The organism is Bacillus sp. PK3_68, from assembly GCF_003600835.1.
Lineage (GTDB): Bacteria > Bacillota > Bacilli > Bacillales > Domibacillaceae > Pseudobacillus.
Map to the genome: position 1 here is coordinate 1,726,217 of NZ_NQYC01000001.1, position 17,259 is coordinate 1,743,475.

Annotated in this window: 17 protein-coding genes and 1 pseudogene; 8 read left to right on the forward strand and 10 right to left on the reverse strand. The window is 41.3% G+C overall.

The features are described from left to right. Positions 1-2: 2 nt before the first annotated feature. Both CJ483_RS09060 and CJ483_RS09065 read right to left on the reverse strand, forming a co-directional pair. Positions 3-425 (reverse strand): hypothetical protein, encoded by a 423-nt coding sequence (locus CJ483_RS09060; protein WP_142927222.1) that lies wholly within the window; start codon positions 423-425, stop codon positions 3-5. A gap of 96 nt (positions 426-521) precedes the next feature. Beyond that, positions 522-2,153: an acetolactate synthase large subunit gene (locus tag CJ483_RS09065; RefSeq protein WP_182917007.1), complete on the reverse strand. Its 1,632-nt coding sequence runs from the start codon at positions 2,151-2,153 to the stop codon at positions 522-524. A 226-nt stretch (positions 2,154-2,379) separates the two neighbouring features. Here CJ483_RS09065 and CJ483_RS09070 point away from each other — a divergent pair. After that, positions 2,380-3,221, forward strand: a pseudogene (locus CJ483_RS09070) (cobalamin-binding protein). Positions 3,222-3,301: 80 nt separating this feature from the next. Here the strand turns inward: CJ483_RS09070 and CJ483_RS09075 are convergent. After that, on the reverse strand, positions 3,302-3,619 hold the full coding sequence (locus CJ483_RS09075) for a YuiB family protein (RefSeq protein ID WP_120034187.1): 318 nt from the start codon (positions 3,617-3,619) through the stop codon (positions 3,302-3,304). 201 nt (positions 3,620-3,820) lie between these two features. Here CJ483_RS09075 and CJ483_RS24480 point away from each other — a divergent pair, with 201 nt between their 5' ends. Beyond that, positions 3,821-3,946 (forward strand): YuiA family protein, encoded by a 126-nt coding sequence (locus tag CJ483_RS24480; protein ID WP_182917008.1) that lies wholly within the window; start codon positions 3,821-3,823, stop codon positions 3,944-3,946. Positions 3,947-3,984: 38 nt separating this feature from the next. Here the strand turns inward: CJ483_RS24480 and CJ483_RS09080 are convergent, their stop codons facing one another. Beyond that, a complete protein-coding gene (locus CJ483_RS09080; protein ID WP_120037887.1) occupies positions 3,985-5,205 on the reverse strand; it encodes an NAD(P)/FAD-dependent oxidoreductase in 1,221 nt (406 codons plus the stop codon). Positions 5,206-5,505: 300 nt separating this feature from the next. On the opposite strand from CJ483_RS09080, the gene CJ483_RS09085 reads away from it, so the two are divergent. Further along, on the forward strand, positions 5,506-6,147 hold the full coding sequence (locus tag CJ483_RS09085; protein ID WP_120034189.1) for an SDR family oxidoreductase: 642 nt from the start codon (positions 5,506-5,508) through the stop codon (positions 6,145-6,147). Between the two features lie 39 nt (positions 6,148-6,186). Here CJ483_RS09085 and CJ483_RS09090 read toward each other — a convergent pair whose 3' ends face one another. From CJ483_RS09090 to CJ483_RS09100, 3 genes are all read right to left on the reverse strand, one after another. After that, on the reverse strand, positions 6,187-6,900 hold the full coding sequence (locus CJ483_RS09090; RefSeq protein ID WP_120034191.1) for a DUF1287 domain-containing protein: 714 nt from the start codon (positions 6,898-6,900) through the stop codon (positions 6,187-6,189). Between the two features lie 62 nt (positions 6,901-6,962). Continuing rightward, positions 6,963-7,442 carry a YbaK/EbsC family protein gene (locus tag CJ483_RS09095; protein WP_120034193.1) on the reverse strand — a complete coding sequence of 160 codons (480 nt, stop codon included), beginning with the start codon at positions 7,440-7,442 and terminating at the stop codon, positions 6,963-6,965. Between the two features lie 264 nt (positions 7,443-7,706). Beyond that, complete coding sequence (locus CJ483_RS09100; RefSeq protein WP_120034195.1) at positions 7,707-8,075, reverse strand: HesB/IscA family protein; 369 nt, start codon at positions 8,073-8,075, stop codon at positions 7,707-7,709. Positions 8,076-8,270: 195 nt separating this feature from the next. Here CJ483_RS09100 and CJ483_RS09105 point away from each other — a divergent pair, with 195 nt between their 5' ends. Next, a complete protein-coding gene (locus CJ483_RS09105; protein WP_120034197.1) occupies positions 8,271-8,972 on the forward strand; it encodes a DUF2225 domain-containing protein in 702 nt (233 codons plus the stop codon). A gap of 82 nt (positions 8,973-9,054) precedes the next feature. On the opposite strand, the gene CJ483_RS09110 is transcribed toward CJ483_RS09105, so the two are convergent. Beyond that, positions 9,055-9,291, reverse strand: a complete 237-nt coding sequence (locus tag CJ483_RS09110; protein WP_120034199.1) for a YuzB family protein — start codon at positions 9,289-9,291, stop codon at positions 9,055-9,057. A gap of 206 nt (positions 9,292-9,497) precedes the next feature. Between CJ483_RS09110 and CJ483_RS09115 the strand changes: the two genes are divergently transcribed. From CJ483_RS09115 to CJ483_RS09130, 4 genes are all read left to right on the forward strand, one after another. Continuing rightward, positions 9,498-10,565: an NAD(P)/FAD-dependent oxidoreductase gene (locus CJ483_RS09115; RefSeq protein WP_120034201.1), complete on the forward strand. Its 1,068-nt coding sequence runs from the start codon at positions 9,498-9,500 to the stop codon at positions 10,563-10,565. A gap of 143 nt (positions 10,566-10,708) precedes the next feature. Next, a complete protein-coding gene (locus tag CJ483_RS09120) occupies positions 10,709-12,196 on the forward strand; it encodes a spore germination protein (protein WP_120034203.1) in 1,488 nt (495 codons plus the stop codon). 20 nt (positions 12,197-12,216) lie between these two features. After that, on the forward strand, positions 12,217-13,308 hold the full coding sequence (locus CJ483_RS09125; RefSeq protein ID WP_120034205.1) for a GerAB/ArcD/ProY family transporter: 1,092 nt from the start codon (positions 12,217-12,219) through the stop codon (positions 13,306-13,308). After that, positions 13,305-14,381 (forward strand): Ger(x)C family spore germination protein, encoded by a 1,077-nt coding sequence (locus CJ483_RS09130; RefSeq protein ID WP_120034207.1) that lies wholly within the window; start codon positions 13,305-13,307, stop codon positions 14,379-14,381. Before CJ483_RS09125 ends, CJ483_RS09130 begins: the two co-directional genes overlap by 4 nt. A 39-nt stretch (positions 14,382-14,420) precedes the next feature. On the opposite strand, the gene CJ483_RS09135 is transcribed toward CJ483_RS09130, so the two are convergent. Further along, complete coding sequence (locus CJ483_RS09135) at positions 14,421-15,845, reverse strand: NAD-dependent succinate-semialdehyde dehydrogenase (protein ID WP_120034209.1); 1,425 nt, start codon at positions 15,843-15,845, stop codon at positions 14,421-14,423. A 23-nt stretch (positions 15,846-15,868) separates the two neighbouring features. Beyond that, positions 15,869-17,230 carry a sigma-54 interaction domain-containing protein gene (locus CJ483_RS09140; RefSeq protein WP_120034211.1) on the reverse strand — a complete coding sequence of 454 codons (1,362 nt, stop codon included), beginning with the start codon at positions 17,228-17,230 and terminating at the stop codon, positions 15,869-15,871. Between the last annotated feature and the right edge of the window lie 29 nt (positions 17,231-17,259).

Genomic DNA, 17,259 nt, shown 5'->3' on the forward strand with positions numbered 1-17,259 from the left:
CCCTAGCGAATTATGGGAATATAAAAAGATGGAATCACATACTTTATATTCTCAGATCCATAGATTTTTTCGAGCTCCATTGCCGCCTCTTCTAAATGACGTTTCATCTTCTCCATAACTGGAGTTAGTCTTTCCGCTTCTTCTTCGGAAGGGAGCTTCATCCATTTATTCGCTCTCTTCCATGAATGAAAGATTGGAGAGGCTACTTCATGGTCATGATAAACAATACTGATGAATTCTTTTACCTTTTCTAATTCAATTTCTTCACTTCCTAATTGCGGCAAAAGCTTGTCCAATGTTTCTTTTTGTTCGTCTAGCAGCTTTTTTAACAGAATTAAAAGCGAATGGTCAAATGGCGCCACCCCACTTTGCAGCTGGCAATTACATTCAGATATTTCAAAAAACAACCGATGCAACGTTGACATTGGCCTCCTCCTTTTTGTTCCTCTTCTCACCGCTTTTCCCTTTCCAAGCCCTTCCTGAAAAAACTAGACAGGAAAGGCTTAAATTACTGTTACCACTTAGCAAAGAATATCTCCTAGTTTTTCTGTTAACTTCATATTCTCACTGTAATCTACTGGACAATCGATCAGCACTGGCTTATGAAGAGAAATCGCCTGTTCGATAGCTGGTTTAAGCTGTCCTGCACTCGTTATTTCTATCGCTTCAAACCCATAAGATTTAGCCAGTTGAATAAAGTCCGGATTGCCAAATTTAATATTGGATGACCGGTTAAATCTGCTAAGCTGCTTCCACTCTATTAATCCGTATCCTCCGTCTCTCCAAAGCAAAATAACAATAGGCAGATTTAATCTCTTTGCCGTTTCTAATTCAGCGCTTGACATCTGAAAGGAACCGTCTCCGCATACAGCGACAACATTTCGCTCAGGACGCACCATTTTGGCAGCGATTGCCCCGGGAATAGAGACGCCCATAGAGGCTAGTCCATTTGAAATCAAGCAAGTATTCGGCTGGTACGTATGATACATTCTCGCTATCCACATTTTATGTGCTCCAACATCAGAAACAAGAATGTCCTCTTCTCCCAAAACAGAACGGACATCTGAAATAATCTTTTGCGGCTTTACTGGAAAGCTTTCGCTGTCCTTATATTCTGCCAACTCTGCCAATGCATTTTGGCGCACATCTGCAACCCACTCATGGTTTCTTCTTGTAGAAGAGATAGCAGTGCCTAGTTCTTTTAAATTTTCATCAATGTTTCCGATTACATTCAATTTGACAGGATAATGAGCATCTGTTTCTGCCTCCTGGGTATCAATATGCAAAATAGGCACTGATCCTTTAGGATTCCAATTCTCCGGCGGATATTCAGCCATATCAAAGCCTATCGCAATGATTAGATCGGCTTTTGTAAAGCCGCATGTAATGTAATCCTTCCCAACTAATCCGGCTGTCAGCAAGCTTAAATCATCGTTCCAGGGCAAGGCCCCTTTTCCCATAAATGTATGGACGACCGGAATAGATGTTTTGTTCACAAATGAACGCAGACTGTTTGCCGCATGTCCTCTTGCAATTCCATTTCCGGCTAAAATAAGCGGACGCTTTGATTTTTCTATTAAACTAACTGCATCCTGGATCACCCGTTCACTGGCTTCTGACAAAGTATGATCCATTAAATTTAATGGGAATGCGCTGACCTCCATAGCGGCAATATCTTCAGGAAGATCGATATGTGTAGCTCCTGATTTCTCTTGAGTGGCAACTCTGAATGCTTTCCTGACTACCTCCGGAACAATTTCTCCTGCTTTGACCTGAGTGTTCCACTTGGTAACAGGCTTGAATACAGAAACTAAATCGTAGTATTGGTGGGACTCTTTATGCTGGCGACTCAAATCTGCCTGGCCGGTAATGGCAACCAATGGACAATGATCCATATTGGCATTAGCTACACCTGTTAATAAATTGGTTGCTCCCGGGCCTAATGTGGATAAACAGACACCAGGCTTGCCGGTGAGCCTTCCATACGTCCCCGCCATAAATGCTGCACTTGTTTCATGCCTCGTAACGATAAATTCAATATGTGAGTCAAGCAAAGCATCCATAATATCAAGGTTTTCTTCACCTGGCACTCCAAAAATATATTCTATCCCTTCATTTTCAAGACATTTGACAAATAACTCAGCAACTTTCATTTGCCACACCCTTTCTCATTCAGTTGATAGAGAGATCCGATTTACCGTTTTCACCACAGGATAATTATTTTTTTATGGCTGAATGGTTTCCTTTCTCCTTTTCCACTAGGATTGCCGAATAAACGAAAAGATACGTATCATCAAACAGGCTTTTTTTAAAGTTTTATATAGCGATTTTTCTTTACCGAAGGGAATCTGTTACTATTTAAAGGAAGGAGGCGTTTGAATGAGACTTATTTCTCTTTGTCCGAGCAACACAGAGGTGATGGACTTTCTCGGTTTAACGTCCCAGCTTATCGGTGTGGATGATTATTCCGACTGGCCTGCTGCAGTAAATACTCTTCCCCAGCTCGGCCCGGATCTTGATATTAATATGGAAAAAGTAGAAGCCTTGCAACCTGATTTAGTTATAGCATCGCTGAGCGTACCGGGGATGGAGAAAAATGTGGAACGATTAAGAGCCCGAGGAATTCCACATATTGTGACTAACCCGCAGTCACTTTCTGAAATAGGAGAATCTATTGAAGAAATAGCAATAGCATGCGGCATTCCTGATGAGGGAAAGATGGTCGCCAAAAGATATCGGGAGCAACTGAAGCAGTTTCGTGATGCTGCCTCTCTCATTAAAGCCCCCCTTTTGTATATTGGGAGTGGTGGCCAAAACCAGTTTTTACCCCTGGAAATGTGAACTGGCTAACAGAGATAAGCGAGCTGGCTGGCGCCCGGAATATATTTGCAGATAAAAATACAGCTAATTTCCAAACGGACTGGGAAGAGGTAAGAAAGCGGAATCCTGATTTTATTTTGCTTTCCTGGGTAGGGGTTCGCACAGAAAAAATTAACCCGGACGTTGTGCTGAAACGGCCAGGATGGAGTGAACTTTTCGCTGTAAAGCAGCAGCGCATTGCTGTTATGGAAGAAAGCTTTTTCTGCCGGCCATCGCCACGCCTTATTATTGGTCTCGAAAAATTAGCAAAAATGATTCATCCAGAAGTCTTTCAAACTATTGAATTAGATCCTTTATTTCTTGGAAAAGACAGTTTGGTTCATCGATTAGATGAGAAATGAAGGGCACAACCGAGAAGATATGAACGATAGATAATAAAAAAGAAACATAGACAAATAAAAAACGGCCTGTTATAGGGCCGTTAAAACATTTGATATCCTTTTTGCCTTAAAACTCTCATTGTTACGCCCGATGTCAGTGCACCGATAAAGCCGCTCCCTAAAATGATGATGTCTGGCAGTTTTAAAGAAACTGCTCTTGTTCCTAAAGTACTGAATGCTTCACTCGCATTAAAGATATAGTCAAATGTACTGATTCCATCCACAATGGCAATCGTTACGAGCGGATAAAGAATCGCCATGATCCAAGTCATTCGAAGGAGCATATTGAGTAAAAAGCCAATACCGAAAAAAAGCACGAAAAACAGTAAAACCGAAACGAGTAAAACGGCTACATGCATTCTGTTTCCCCCCTAAATCACTATTGAATAGTGTACTCAATTCTACTGAAAACGTCAACTATACTAGCAATAACAGAGATCTGTCTTCAGACCCTATAGATATCTCTCTTTGATATGGGTTTAAGCGAAAAAGGAGATTGATCGTTTTTGAGGAACATGATATATTATCAGAAAATTCTAAACGGAAGAGGGGGACGATATATGTCAGTCCAAACAAAAACAGAAACATGCAGCTACTGTGGAGGCCAGGGCTATTTCCAACTACTGCTAGGCGGTTCAGAAACATGCCCAAGTTGCAAAGGAAAGCAGCAGCCAAAAACAAAATAAAAAAAAGGCCAGCTGGAAGCTGGCCTTTTTTAGCACAATTAAATAAAGTTAAATTTACCTTTTTTCAGTACAAGTGATGGGCCGCCAATCATGAGCAAAGCACGGTTGTCGATCATTTTCTTCATAAAGGATGCTTTTGTGCCTGTTAATTTCTTACCAAACACCACACCAATGGCATCGTCATCACCTAAAGAACATACTGTTCCTTTAATATCTGGTTTAAACGTTTCTAATTCGCCTTCTCCGCCTCTAACAAGCTTCACTAAGTTGCGGGCACAAACTTCACCTTGCTGCATCGCAATTTGAGCTGTTGGTGGGTATGGACGATTTGTTTCTTCATTGATAATAAGTGAAGAATCTCCCAGAACAAAAATGTTCTCATGTCCTGGAGCACGAAGGTCAGGATTTACTTTTACGCGGGCACGCATATTGTCAATTCCTGCTTTTTCAATGACGCTATTGCCACGAACACCAGCCGCCCAGATAACTGTGCCAGCTTTGATCTCTTCCATCTCATTTTCGCCTTTAGCCACTTTAATGCCATCCGGTGTAGCCTCTTTAATGGCTGTACCAATTTTAAATTCAACACCTTTTTTCTCAAGCAAAGCGACGGCATATTGCACAAGCTCAGGATCAAATCCAGGAAGAACCATAGGCGCTGCTTCCACACAATAAATGCGTACTTTTGCATAGTCAATGTCATATTCACGGCAAAGCTCTGGTACACGGTTTACCAGCTCACCAAGGAACTCAATACCAGTGAATCCAGCGCCGCCAACAACGATTGCCAAGCGCTCTTCTTGTTTCTCTACTTCAGTTGCATATGTAGCAAATTGATAGTCAATGTGCTCACGAATTTGACGAGCTGCGTTCACATTAGAAATAGTGAAAGCATATTCTTTCAAGCCTTGAATACCAAATGTTTCTGACTCGCCACCCAATGCAAATACTAGGTAATCATAATCCACTTCACCAGTATTTAAGATGACTTTCTTTTCATCTGTTTTAATGTCTTCTACTTCTGCACGAATAAATTCGACTTTACTGCGGTTGATCACACTGTCAACATCATAACGAACACGGTCATGATGAAGCGTGCCTGCAGATGCTTCATGCAGCCAAGTTGTTTCATAATGATAGTCATTCTTATTTACAAGAACGATATCTGCTTCCTCTTGTCCTAAAGTTTTTTGAAGACGTGTAACCGTCATCAATCCACCATAACCTGCACCTAGAACAACAATTTTTGGTTTTCTCATAATATTCCCTGCCACCTTCTGCACATATTTTGCGAATGTCTCGCTTGAATATTTAATAGTCTGCCACTTATTCGTTGAAAATGTGATGTTTTTCACGAATAGTTGTAAAAAAACACAATAAAAATTGTCATGAAGTTTTAACAAAGCTATATCTAGTTCAATAATATGCTTTTTATACTGCTTTTTCAAGACATTTAACTGATTTCATTGAATTGCTTTTCGTTATTATTCCTCCCGTTTTTTTTGCTATCAAAAGGGTAAACTATTTAATAAAATTTCCTTAAGAAAAGGGTGATTTCCATGAACGTACTCGTTATTGGTGCAGGAGGACTAACCGGTAGAGAGATCGTAAAGCAACTAGCCCAAAGCAACCAGCATCTTGTCCGGGCGATGATCCGCAAAGCTGAACAGACAGACGAAATGGAAAATCTAGGAGCAAAAGCCATTCTTGCTGATTTAGAACAGGACTTTAGCTTTGCTTTGAATGATGTAAATGCAGTTATCTTCGCAGCTGGTTCCGGCTCATCAACCGGTTATGATAAAACCATTGCCGTCGACCAGGAGGGGGCAAAGAAAACGATAGACTTTGCAAAAGAAAAAGGCATTGAGCGGTTTATTATGCTTAGCTCTATGGGAACAGCTGATCCCGAGGAAGCCCCTGCCTCCTTGACACCTTACTTGAAAGCTAAAAAGGCGGCTGATGAACATTTAATTAAAAGCGGATTAAACTTTACAATTGTGCGTCCTGGCGGGTTAACTAGTGACCCAGGAACCGGAATGATCGACCTGTCTACACGTTTTTCTCCGCTGGGCGGCACCATTCCCCGTGAAGATGTAGCTCAAGTATTAGTGGAAGCATTGACCACTAAAGAAACCGAAAGAAAAGTATTTGAGATTATTAGCGGCTATACCCCCATAAAAACAGCGTTGACAAGAATATGAACAAGAAAAAGCGCCACAAAGCAGGCGCTTTTTTTTTGCTTAATAGCTGGTTGTTTCATATTTCCAGCGGAAGTGTCCAGCGATGGGCGACGTGTAGGAAGATAATTTAATTTCTGAGGCAAAAGGCGGCGTATTATGAATTAAATATGGAATCCCATCTTTTGCCCGCTTATCAGAAATGATACCGATATGGTCTACTCCCTCTAAGTAAACCACGATATCACCTGGCTGCCATTCCGCTAAGTTTTTCGGATTATCCGGCATCAATTTTGTAGTTAAAGGCTGCGTAAACCGTTGGAAAAAAACGTGCTGATTAGGAACTCTGCGAAAATCAATATTAGGATCTGGCTTTCCATTCACTCGTGGATACAGATAAGGTTGATCATGAATATCCTTGTCCATCAGATCTTTTAGATTGATATTGACTCCTTTTAATCCTCTCCAAATGACATCGGTACATACACCTTCCCTATCCGGTGGATATCCCCCTTCATAATAGGCACTTTTGTACAGTGTCCGTCCTTCTGCCTCTTTTCTAGCTGCATTGACTATATCAATGGGATCGGCAACACCATTGGCATTTCGATCAATCCTTACATACTCCTCCTCTATGATTACTTTCTTCATGAATGGATGAGTGATATCGATACCTGCCATATCGAAAATCAGCCCATTTCTAAACAAAAAAGCAAAAAGCAGGGCACTCAACAATAACACCATAAAAAAGACGATAAAGAATTTATTCAAATTCATTTACCTCACATCATGGAAGATCGATTGATTAGATCTTTCTTTATTAAAAAAGAAACTCCGTTTTACTTTATACAAGTGACCTGCCCTTTGGTCATCTCCACTAACTCTGCTGGCGTTAGTCGGAACACTGCTTTAGGATGCCCTGCAGCTGCCCATATTTCTCTGTAATTTAATAAATCCTCATCAACAAGAGTAAGAACTGGCTCAGAATGTCCGAGAGGCGGAACCCCACCGATAACAAAACCTGTATGTTTGCGTACATAATCCGCATCGGCTTTTCCTAATTCTTCATTTAAATAGTCGCCAATCAATTTTTCATTAATGCGATTGACTCCACTAGCTACAACTAACAATGGACGATTTGAATCTTTCAGCCTGAAGATGATTGACTTGGCAATATGAGCGACTTCACATCCTATCGCGTCTGCAGCTTCCTGTGCTGTTCGCGTGCTATCAGGCAGCTCCACAACTTTATTAGAATATCCGATTTCTTCTAGTTTATCTTGAACCTGTTGTGCACTTTCTTTAAGCTGAGCCTCCAAAGCGCTTCCCTCCGTTTATGTACCTCTTTCATGGAATAATTCTGTATTAGCTACGGATATCCTTCTTTTATTAGCCATTAAATCTACTAAGTATATGACACGCCATAGTCCCCTTGAAGAATACCTGTATATACAAAAAGCGGCCTCTCTTAACACTCTCTTTATCAACTGTTAAGAAAGACCGCTAAACCGCTGGATCGCGGCTATTTATGTGATTTTCTATCTTGTATGAGCTTAACCAGTAGCTTTTTCCTCAAACTGCTATTAACAGTTCTCCGGCTTGCCGGCATTTGCCGCTGTACGGAACGATGAGCCACACCCGCATGACGCGATGGCGTTCGGATTGTCAATGGTAAACCCGCCACCCATTAAAGATTGTTTATAATCAATAACTGTTCCGTTCAAAATGGGTGCACTTTCTGGATCAACAGCTATATCAATTCCATGTTGTTGCAGCTTAATGTCCTTGTCTTTGATATCACGGTCAAATCCCATGCCATAGGATAAGCCGCTGCACCCTCCGCCATGAACGGTTACGCGCAAAGTGGCTCCCTCTTCCTCATTTTGCTTCATCATTTCCTTTATCTGAAAAGCAGCAGCTTCTGTGATCTTCACTATTTCTTGACCTTGCAATGGAACCCCTCCATTCTTTCATCATTATTATTAGTATATACGCGAAAAAAAACCTTCTCAACCAATCAGCTCGCGAAATTCATTAAAAATTCATCAAAAAGATCAATAGACGTAGTTCTTTTTGCATAAAAGAGTTATAATTAATTCAACATTATGAGTAGATAGACTTATAAAATGGATTAGGAGGCAGTTGATATGGAAAACCTTTCTCCTCTTTACGAAAAACAAGAAACATGTCATCTATGCGAGCGTACATTTTCATCTATGAAATTAAGAAACCGATTTGTCAAACTCTCAGGACAGGATACAGACTTAAAACCCATTTATGAGGACCCTGCAATGAATCCGCTGCTCTATAACGTGAAAGTGTGTCCACATTGCGGCTATTCCTTTACAGATGATTTTTCAAAATCTTTTCCTCCCCGTGCGAAGGAGATATTAAAGGATAAAATTTCGAGCAACTGGGTTTCTCAGGATTACGGAAACAAAAGAACCGTTTACCAAGCTATTAACAGCTATAAACTCGCCTTCTATTCTGGTTTTCTAAAAAAAGAAAAGCATTTAACGATGGCCGGTCTTGCCCTTCGTATAGCCTGGCTTTCTAGAGATTTATCTTCATCAGAGGAAGAGCGGTTTCTAGCACTTGCGGCTGAACAATATGAAGAAGCTTATTTAAATGAAGACCTAACGCTAACCCCCATGTCGGACGTAAAAGTCATGTACCTGTTAGGAGAGTTGCATATACGGATTGGGAAATGGAATGAGGCCGTAAAGTACTTCTCCAAAGTGATTGAGAAACAAAGAGAATCAAACGAAAAACAGCTTATCGAAATGGCGCGGGACCGCTGGTATGAATTGCGTGATGAGATGAAAAAGAATGAAGCAAGCGCAAGCTGACAAACAGATTTCGCTGTCCTCCAGCGACAACAAAAAGGAAGGGGGAATGAAACTCACTCTCATGTCCCTCTTCCTTTCTTATTTAAAACATAGGATTTTCCTCTAAATACTCGTATATATTGTTGACTAGGTCCTCCGGTGTTTCTCCGTCAACTGGCTCGCCATTTACGAGTGCATATAAGCCTTCCGCACATCTTGTACAATAGCCGAGACAGCCATATTCAATCACATCAATATTAGAATCCCGCTCTAATATTTCAAGCGCTGCTTGCGCGCCGTTCGCCAGATTGCTGATGCAAAATTCAATAATCGGTTTCATTTTTGTTCACCTCTGCTTTTTATTTTACTATCCTTTGTGTCCGGAGAAAAGCGGAAAACTTTAAAGCGAAAATGTATGATCTCTGTTGTGAAAAACGCTGTATTTAGATATACTCAGGATGGCAGACAAAAAAGATGTGAGTCTTTTCACAATCACTTTAAGAACTCTAAAATTTCAATACATACTGTATAGAAAGGAAAATCTCGATGAAGAATTTAGTGTTGCTTGGCGGCGGCTATGGTAACATGCGTGTGTTACTCAGGCTGCTTCCAAATCAATTGCCTGAAGATGTGACGATTACATTAGTAGACAAGTTTCCATATCACTCTTTAAAAACAGAATACTATGCTCTTGCAGCTGGAACGATCTCTGATCAGGAGGTCCGGGTTAATTTTCCTGAACATCCCCGTTTGAACTTGCTATTTGGCGAAGTAACGAGCATTGATTTAGAAAATAAGCAAGTTCTTATTAAAGATAAAGAGCCCGTTGCTTACGATGATCTTGTGGTTGGCCTTGGCTGTGAAGATACTTATCATAATGTGCCGGGAGCCAAGGAATATACACATAGTATTCAATCTATTGATAAGTCGCGCCGGACTTACCAAACGCTGTCCAATATGCCAGCTGGATCAAAAGTTGGAATTGTTGGAGCAGGGTTGAGCGGCATTGAGCTGGCGAGCGAGCTTCGTGAAAGCCGGCCAGACCTTGAGATTATATTATTTGACCGCGGACATCGTATTTTAAAAGATTTCCCAGAACGATTGAGTAAATATATTCATAAATGGTTTGTTGATCATGGAGTGGAAGTAGTCAACAATGCCAACATTACAAAAGTTGAGCCACATACACTTTATAACCATGATGATGCCTATCCGATGAATGCTGTTGTATGGACAGCTGGCATTCAACCAAACGAAGTTGTCCGTGAAATGCCAGTCGAGAAAGACCGTTCCGGACGCGTTAAACTTTCTCAATACCACAACTTGCCAACGGATGAGCATGTGTATGTAGTCGGTGACTGTGCAAGCCTTCCGCACGCTCCAAGTGCCCAATTGGCCGAAGAACAAGCGGAACAGATTGTTCAAGTTCTCTTGAAACGCTGGAAAGGGGAGGCTCTTCCAGAAGAATTACCGGAAATAAAGCTTAAAGGAATTCTTGGTTCACTCGGCAAAAAACAAGGCTTCGGCTTTGTAGCTGACCGGGCCATTACTGGCCGGGTAGCCCGCTTCTTAAAATCAGGCGTTCTCTGGATGTATCGCTATCATAACGGATAATACTGTATGGCTGTTTTAAGTGTATGATACACACTTAAAACAGCCATTTTTTGTGTCCCCTTTTTATTCCTCTGTTAGTATAATTCTGCCCCTTTTGAACATACTAACTCTATCTGCTGCTTACAAAGGGGGAAGGCTAAGATATGAGAAGAAGCAAACGTGATCTATCTGCATTTAACAGCAGCCAATTCGGCCAATTGATTGCTCAGTGTCAAGAATCAGCAGATTTTCTAACCTTTCAATTGCAAGATGATTCTCCTTTTTTCATATCTTGCTTCCAAACTATAGTAGATAAAAAAGTGTTTCACCAGGATGTTCTTAGCACGCTGAAAAAACATCACTTTGCTACTTTGGAAGAGATGAAAAGTGTTGTACCTGTAGAAGATATGACACTTACAGATGATATTTCCTCCATTCGAAAGCAGCTCATGCACGGAAACATTCTTGTCTATAAGCAGGAAGCCAAGCCAACCTGTCTGCTTATCCCTGCTTTCAAGGCAGAGAAAAGACAAATTTCTATTCCTGAAACTGAATACTCTGTTATCGGCCCAAAGGAATCCTTTGTCGAATCTCTGGATACGAATATTAACCTTATTAGAAAGAGGATTCCTATAACTGATATTCAAATAAAGGAATTCACTGTTGGTACGCTGACAAAAACTCGGGTAGCCGTCATTTATATTAAAGGAATTGCAGATGAAAAGAATGTTGATACAATCATTCAGCGCATTAGAGATATTAATTATGATCAAATAATTGATACTGCCTTTATTAATCAAATGATTTCAGATAACGTCAATTCTCCCTTTCCTCAGCTGATCGATACGGAGCGACCTGATCGCACAGCAAGTGTGCTTATGGAAGGAAAGATAGCCATCCTGGCAGATGGATCGGCAAGTGCTTTAACGGGACCTACTACCCTTCTGGAATTTTTCTCAGCGTATGAAGATTATTTAATCGTATGGAATTTGGGTTCAATTTTTCGATTGATTCGGATTTTCGCAGTTACTCTTTCCGTGCTATCGACGCCTTTATATGTGGCTATACTTACCTATCATTATGAGATGATTCCGCAAGACTTGCTGACTACGCTGGTCTCTTCGCGGGCAGGCATTCCCTTTCCCCCTATTCTTGAAGCGATCATTTTAGAACTAACCATCGAATTGCTAAGGGAAGCTGGGGCCCGTCTGCCGACAAAAGTCGGTCAGACGATTGGTATCGTAGGCGGGATTGTCATTGGAACGGCTGCTGTGCAAGCCGGCTTAACAAGCAACGTACTCCTCATCGTTGTAGCTTTAAGTGCGTTAGCGTCCTTTACCACACCTGTCTATCAAGTAAGTAATGCTATCCGCCTTATCCGCTTCCCTTTCCTATTCTTCGCCCAGCTTCTCGGGCTGGTAGGGGTTGCAGTTTGTACAGCTATTCTAGTCGCCCATTTGCTTAAATTAAGATCCATCGGTCGCCCTTTTTTGGAACCTGTTTATCCCCTGCGTTTAAAAGACATGAAAGATGCGCTCATTCGTCTTCCCTTTGATAAACAAGTGACCCGTCCTCTGCAGATGCGTTCGGAAAATACCATAAAATTTGAGTCGTCATCCTCGCAGAAGAATAACCGTGATATTGATGAATAACTTTTCATGGAGGTGGTCGCATGCTGCCGTTACCGTCTGAAGATAAAAAAGTCTCTCCCTACCTGGCTTTTTATATTGTCAATAGTATGCAGCTCGGAGTAGTGGCGCTCAGCTTCGAGCGCTTTATCGCCAAAGAAGCTGGTCATGATGCTTGGATTTCTGTGGTGATCGCAGGTTTTGCCATTGGCATTATCTTATGGATGACTTATCAAATAGTAATAAAAGGGGAAAATGATATAACGGTTATTCACAGAGATCTGTTCGGAAAATGGCTTGGAGGGTTGCTCACCCTGCTGGTACTTGCCTACATGATACTTATTTTTGTCGTTATTATGCGTTCTTACATAGAAGTCATTCAAGTATGGATGTTTCCTCATCTTCAAACTTGGTATATGGGTCTAATTTTATCTGTCCTTGTTTACCTTTACTTCGTGGGTGGGTTTCGGGTTATGGTCGGTCTGTGTGTGATAGGATTTTTTATGACTATTCCTCTGTTATTACTAAAAATTTTTCCATTAAGACATGCTCATCTCTCTTATATCCTTCCTGTGATGGAACATTCCCCTGCTGAACTTTTAGCGGGAGCCAAACAAATGGCAATTATCTTTACAGGATTCGAAATCATTTTGTTTTGTTATCCTTTCATAAAACAAGCGGCCCGTTCACAAAAATGGGCTCAACTCGGTTCTGCCTTTTCTACATTTATTTACTTATTAGCCGCCCTCGTTTCTCTTCTTTACTTTAGTGAAGGGCAGTTAGAAAGAACGATTTGGCCGACGCTTACTTTATGGAAGATTGCTGATTTTCCTTTTGTGGAGAGATTTGAATACGCGGGTATCGCCATATGGCTATTCGTTATGCTGCCAAACCTGTGCCTATATATGTGGGCCGTTACGCGTGGAATCAAACAATTGTTTTCTATCCAGCAAAAAAAGAGTGTAATTCCGCTGCTTTTTCTCGCTATCTGTGCTTCATCTTTGATTCAAACAGGGGTGCAAATCCGGCATTTTAATACCTTTGTAGATTGGATCAGCTTTTATTTTATTTTCGCTTACATTCCTTTTATTTACTTTTTCCAGTTGATCTGTAAAAAAATGAGGCGAAAGCAATGAAAACATTTTTATTCTACTTTGTTCTTATTATTATCTTGGTAGCTAGCTATAACTTGGAGAGCTATGTACTTGAAGATGTTCAAATTATGACCGTTACTGGCTACGATTATGTAGACAAAGATACAATAAAAGGAACAGTAGCCACCCCTTTTTATCCACAAGGCCAAAATGTCCAGCCAATTAATGTTTCCTTTACAGCAACTGGCCACACTGTCTACAATATCAGACAGGAATATCAAAGAGAGGCTCAGAAGAAATTGGCTGCCGGCCGCCTGCGCAGTTTTTTAATGAGCAAAGAATTAGCCGAGCATGGAGTGAAAAAAATTATTGATCCTCTTTCCCGTTCTACCTTTATTGGAAGGGATATGAAACTTGCAGTTGTGGACGGCAGTACAGAAAAACTCTTGACCGCTGACTATCCAAATGCACAAAGTTTATCTCGCTATCTTTCTGATTTACTGGAAGACAGTATCATCAAAATGGCTCCTACCACTGAATTACACACGTTTCTCGCCCAGCTTGCGGGATTTGGTCAAGACCCTTTTCTGCCTATTATTAAGAAAGAACACGAGCATATCCGTTATATGGGTGTGGCACTTTTCAAGGATGACAAATATGTCGGTGAGCTTCCTTTTAAAGACAGCTATATTTTCAAAATGCTTCATGAAAGCTTTCGACATGGGGTGTATGAAATAAAATATAAAGAGACCTACATTACTATTGAAAATCTCCGCTCTAAAGTCAAGTACAGTATATCAGGATCAAAGAAAAGTCCTGTAGTCACTATCTCTGTCTCATTAAAGGGAAAAGTACAGGATGCCTCCGGGCTTTCTCTGCATACGGCGAAGAAAGTACAGAATGTGGAAGAAGAGTGGAAAAGAGAAACGAAGAAAAGAGCAGAAAAAGTAGTTAAAAAGCTGCAAGAATTAAACACAGACTCCCTCGGCATTGGAGAGAGAGTACGGAGTCACTTTCGTCACTTCGATAAAAGTTCCTGGGAAGACCGTTATCCTGATATTCCTATCTACATTAAAGTGGAGACAGAAATCACCAATACAGGCATTACTGAATAAAAGAGACATCCAGAAGAACCTGGATGTCTCAACTTGCCATTAAAGGCCTAAAGAAATGTATTTAATTTCTAAATATTCGTCAATTCCGTAGTGGCTGCCTTCACGGCCAAGTCCGCTTTCTTTATAACCGCCGAATGGTGCTTGCGCCACAGATGGAAGCCCGTCGTTTAAGCCAACAATACCGTATTCAAGCCCTTCAGCAATTGTGATGGCCTCTGTAATATTCTCGCTGAATACATAAGCAGCTAAGCCATATGGTGAATTATTAGCACGCTCAATCACTTCATCCGTTGTTTTAAACGTAGCAATCGGAGCAAGCGGTCCAAATGTTTCTTCATTCATGCACAGCATGTCGTCTGTAACGTTTGTGATAACTGTTGGCTCAAGGAAGTAACCATTTACCCCTTCAGCTGTTTGGCCACCAGCGAGCACTTTTGCACCTTTTTGCTTAGCGTCTTCAATCTGGCTGATCACTTTATCTACTGCCTGCTCATCAATTAAAGGACCGATTGTTACGCCTTCATCTAATCCATTTCCTACTTTTAACTTCGCAACTTCTTGTTTAAATGCTTCTGCGAATTCGGCTTCAATAGATTCATGCACGTATACTCTGTTGGCACATACACATGTTTGGCCAGCATTACGATACTTAGAAGCAATCAAGTTCTTTGCTGCTTTTTCAATATCGGCATTAGCCGTTACGATAAATGGAGCATGCCCGCCAAGCTCAAGGGAAAGCTTCTTCACCGTATCAGCTGCACCGCGCATCAATAACTTGCCGACTTCTGTAGAACCTGTGAAAGAAACTTTACGCACACGACCGTCTTTCATCCATGCTTCACTGATTTGACGTGCGCTTCCAGTTACAATATTAATAACTCCTTTAGGAATTCCAGCTTCTTCTGCCAACTCTACAAGACGAATCGCTGTTAAAGGTGTTTGTGTAGCTGGCTTGATCATGGCTGTACATCCCGCTGCCAAAGCAGGACCGACTTTTCTAGTAATCATGGCTGCTGGGAAGTTCCATGGTGTAATAGCCGCAATGACTCCTACTGGCTCTTTTTGGACGAATAAACGCTTGTTTGGATGAGAAGCAGGAATTGTTTCTCCATAGATACGTTTTCCTTCTTCCGCATACCAGGAAATAAAGCTATTCGCATAGCCTACCTCACCAATGGCTTCCGCCAATGGCTTTCCTTGTTCTTGTGTCATTAGTTTGCCAATTTCTTCTTTATTTTGGTCAATTAAGTAGTACCACTTCATTAAGTAGTCCGCACGCTCGTTAGCTGTCAGTTTTGACCACTCTTTCAATGCCCCGTATGCAGCATCAGCCGCACGCTCTGCTTCTACTGTCCCTCCATCCGGAATTGTTGCAATTACTTCTTTAGTCGCTGGGTTAATGACTTCGATTGTTTTTTCTGTTTCCATCCATTCGCCATTAATGTAAATTTTCCAGTTTTTCATTTATTTCTCCTCCTCTTACTTTATTAATCTTTTATTTCTCCAATGTACTTTCTTACTTTTCTTGTAGCAGATGACTGACTAATGCCAAGTGCTTTGGCAATTTTATAAGTTGATTTATCCTTATTGTAAGCCTGGACGACCATTTTTCGCTCTACTTCTTCAATGACTTCCGGAAGAGTCATCCCTGCTTCCGTTATTTCCTGTTCAAACATATCGGCCGGTAAATCACTGAGGGTAACGACCTCATCTCCCGTTACAACGAGTCGTTCCACCATGTTTTCCAGTTCTCGAATGTTTCCTTTCCATTCAAAGCCAAGAAAAGCCTGAAGCACTTTCGGTGAGAAGCGGACGTTGCTTCCATACAAATGATTAAAGTAGTCCAAAAAATGATACGTGAGGGGAACAATATCTTCTTTCCGTTCACGAAGCGGTGGTACATGAATAGGTACAACGTTGAGACGATAATATAAATCCCTGCGAAAACTGCCTCTGCCTACCATATTTTTCAAATCTTTATTCGTAGCGGCAATAATGCGGATATCTAAAGAAATGGGCTGCCGTCCGCCAACCGGGCGAATTTGTTTTTCCTGCAGCACATGCAATAATTTTCCTTGAGCAGCAAGCGGGAGCTCTCCTACTTCATCCAAAAATAAGGTGCCGTGATTAGAAAGCTCAATCAATCCTTTTTTCCCTTCCCGAAAAGCGCCGGTGAAGGTTCCGCCTTCATAACCAAACAGCTCTGATTCAATCAGCTGTTCAGGAAGAGCAGCGCAGTTAATTTCATTCAGCGGCTGATCTCTCCGGTCACTTAGCTGATGAATCAGGCGAACAATCTTACTTTTGCCGACCCCTGTTTCCCCGAGCAAAAGCACAGTCGAATTCACCTTGGCAATCTTGCGGACAAGCAGCATAATTTTATCCATTTGCTCGCTTTTCGAGATTAATCCGTCAAATTCAAGCGGCTCTTTCAATTCCTTCTTATATGTAGCCAGCTCATCTTCCATTTCTTCAATTTTATTGCGCAGATGCATAAGTTCTGTTAAGTCGCGTGAGTAACTGATCACGCTTTTCAAAGAACCATCCGGATGGAAAACGGGCCTTGTACGCACATGAAAATAGCGACCGGTACTGGCCGTCTGGAATAGCTCAATCGGCTGCAGACTTTCGATTACCTTTAATGTAGCAGAGGGATAAAAAATTCCCATTTTTTCTAAGTCTTTCACATGCTTGCCGACCAAGTCGCCAGCTGTTCGTTCATAGTTCTTTCGGCAAGTGGCATTCACACGAATGATGATACCATTTGCATCCGTAACTACAATTTCATCGAACGATGATTCGAAAATATCAAATAATTCATCACGCACAGGATCATGAGATGGGTTCATGACAAGCTTCCTCTCGAGTAATATTGCTT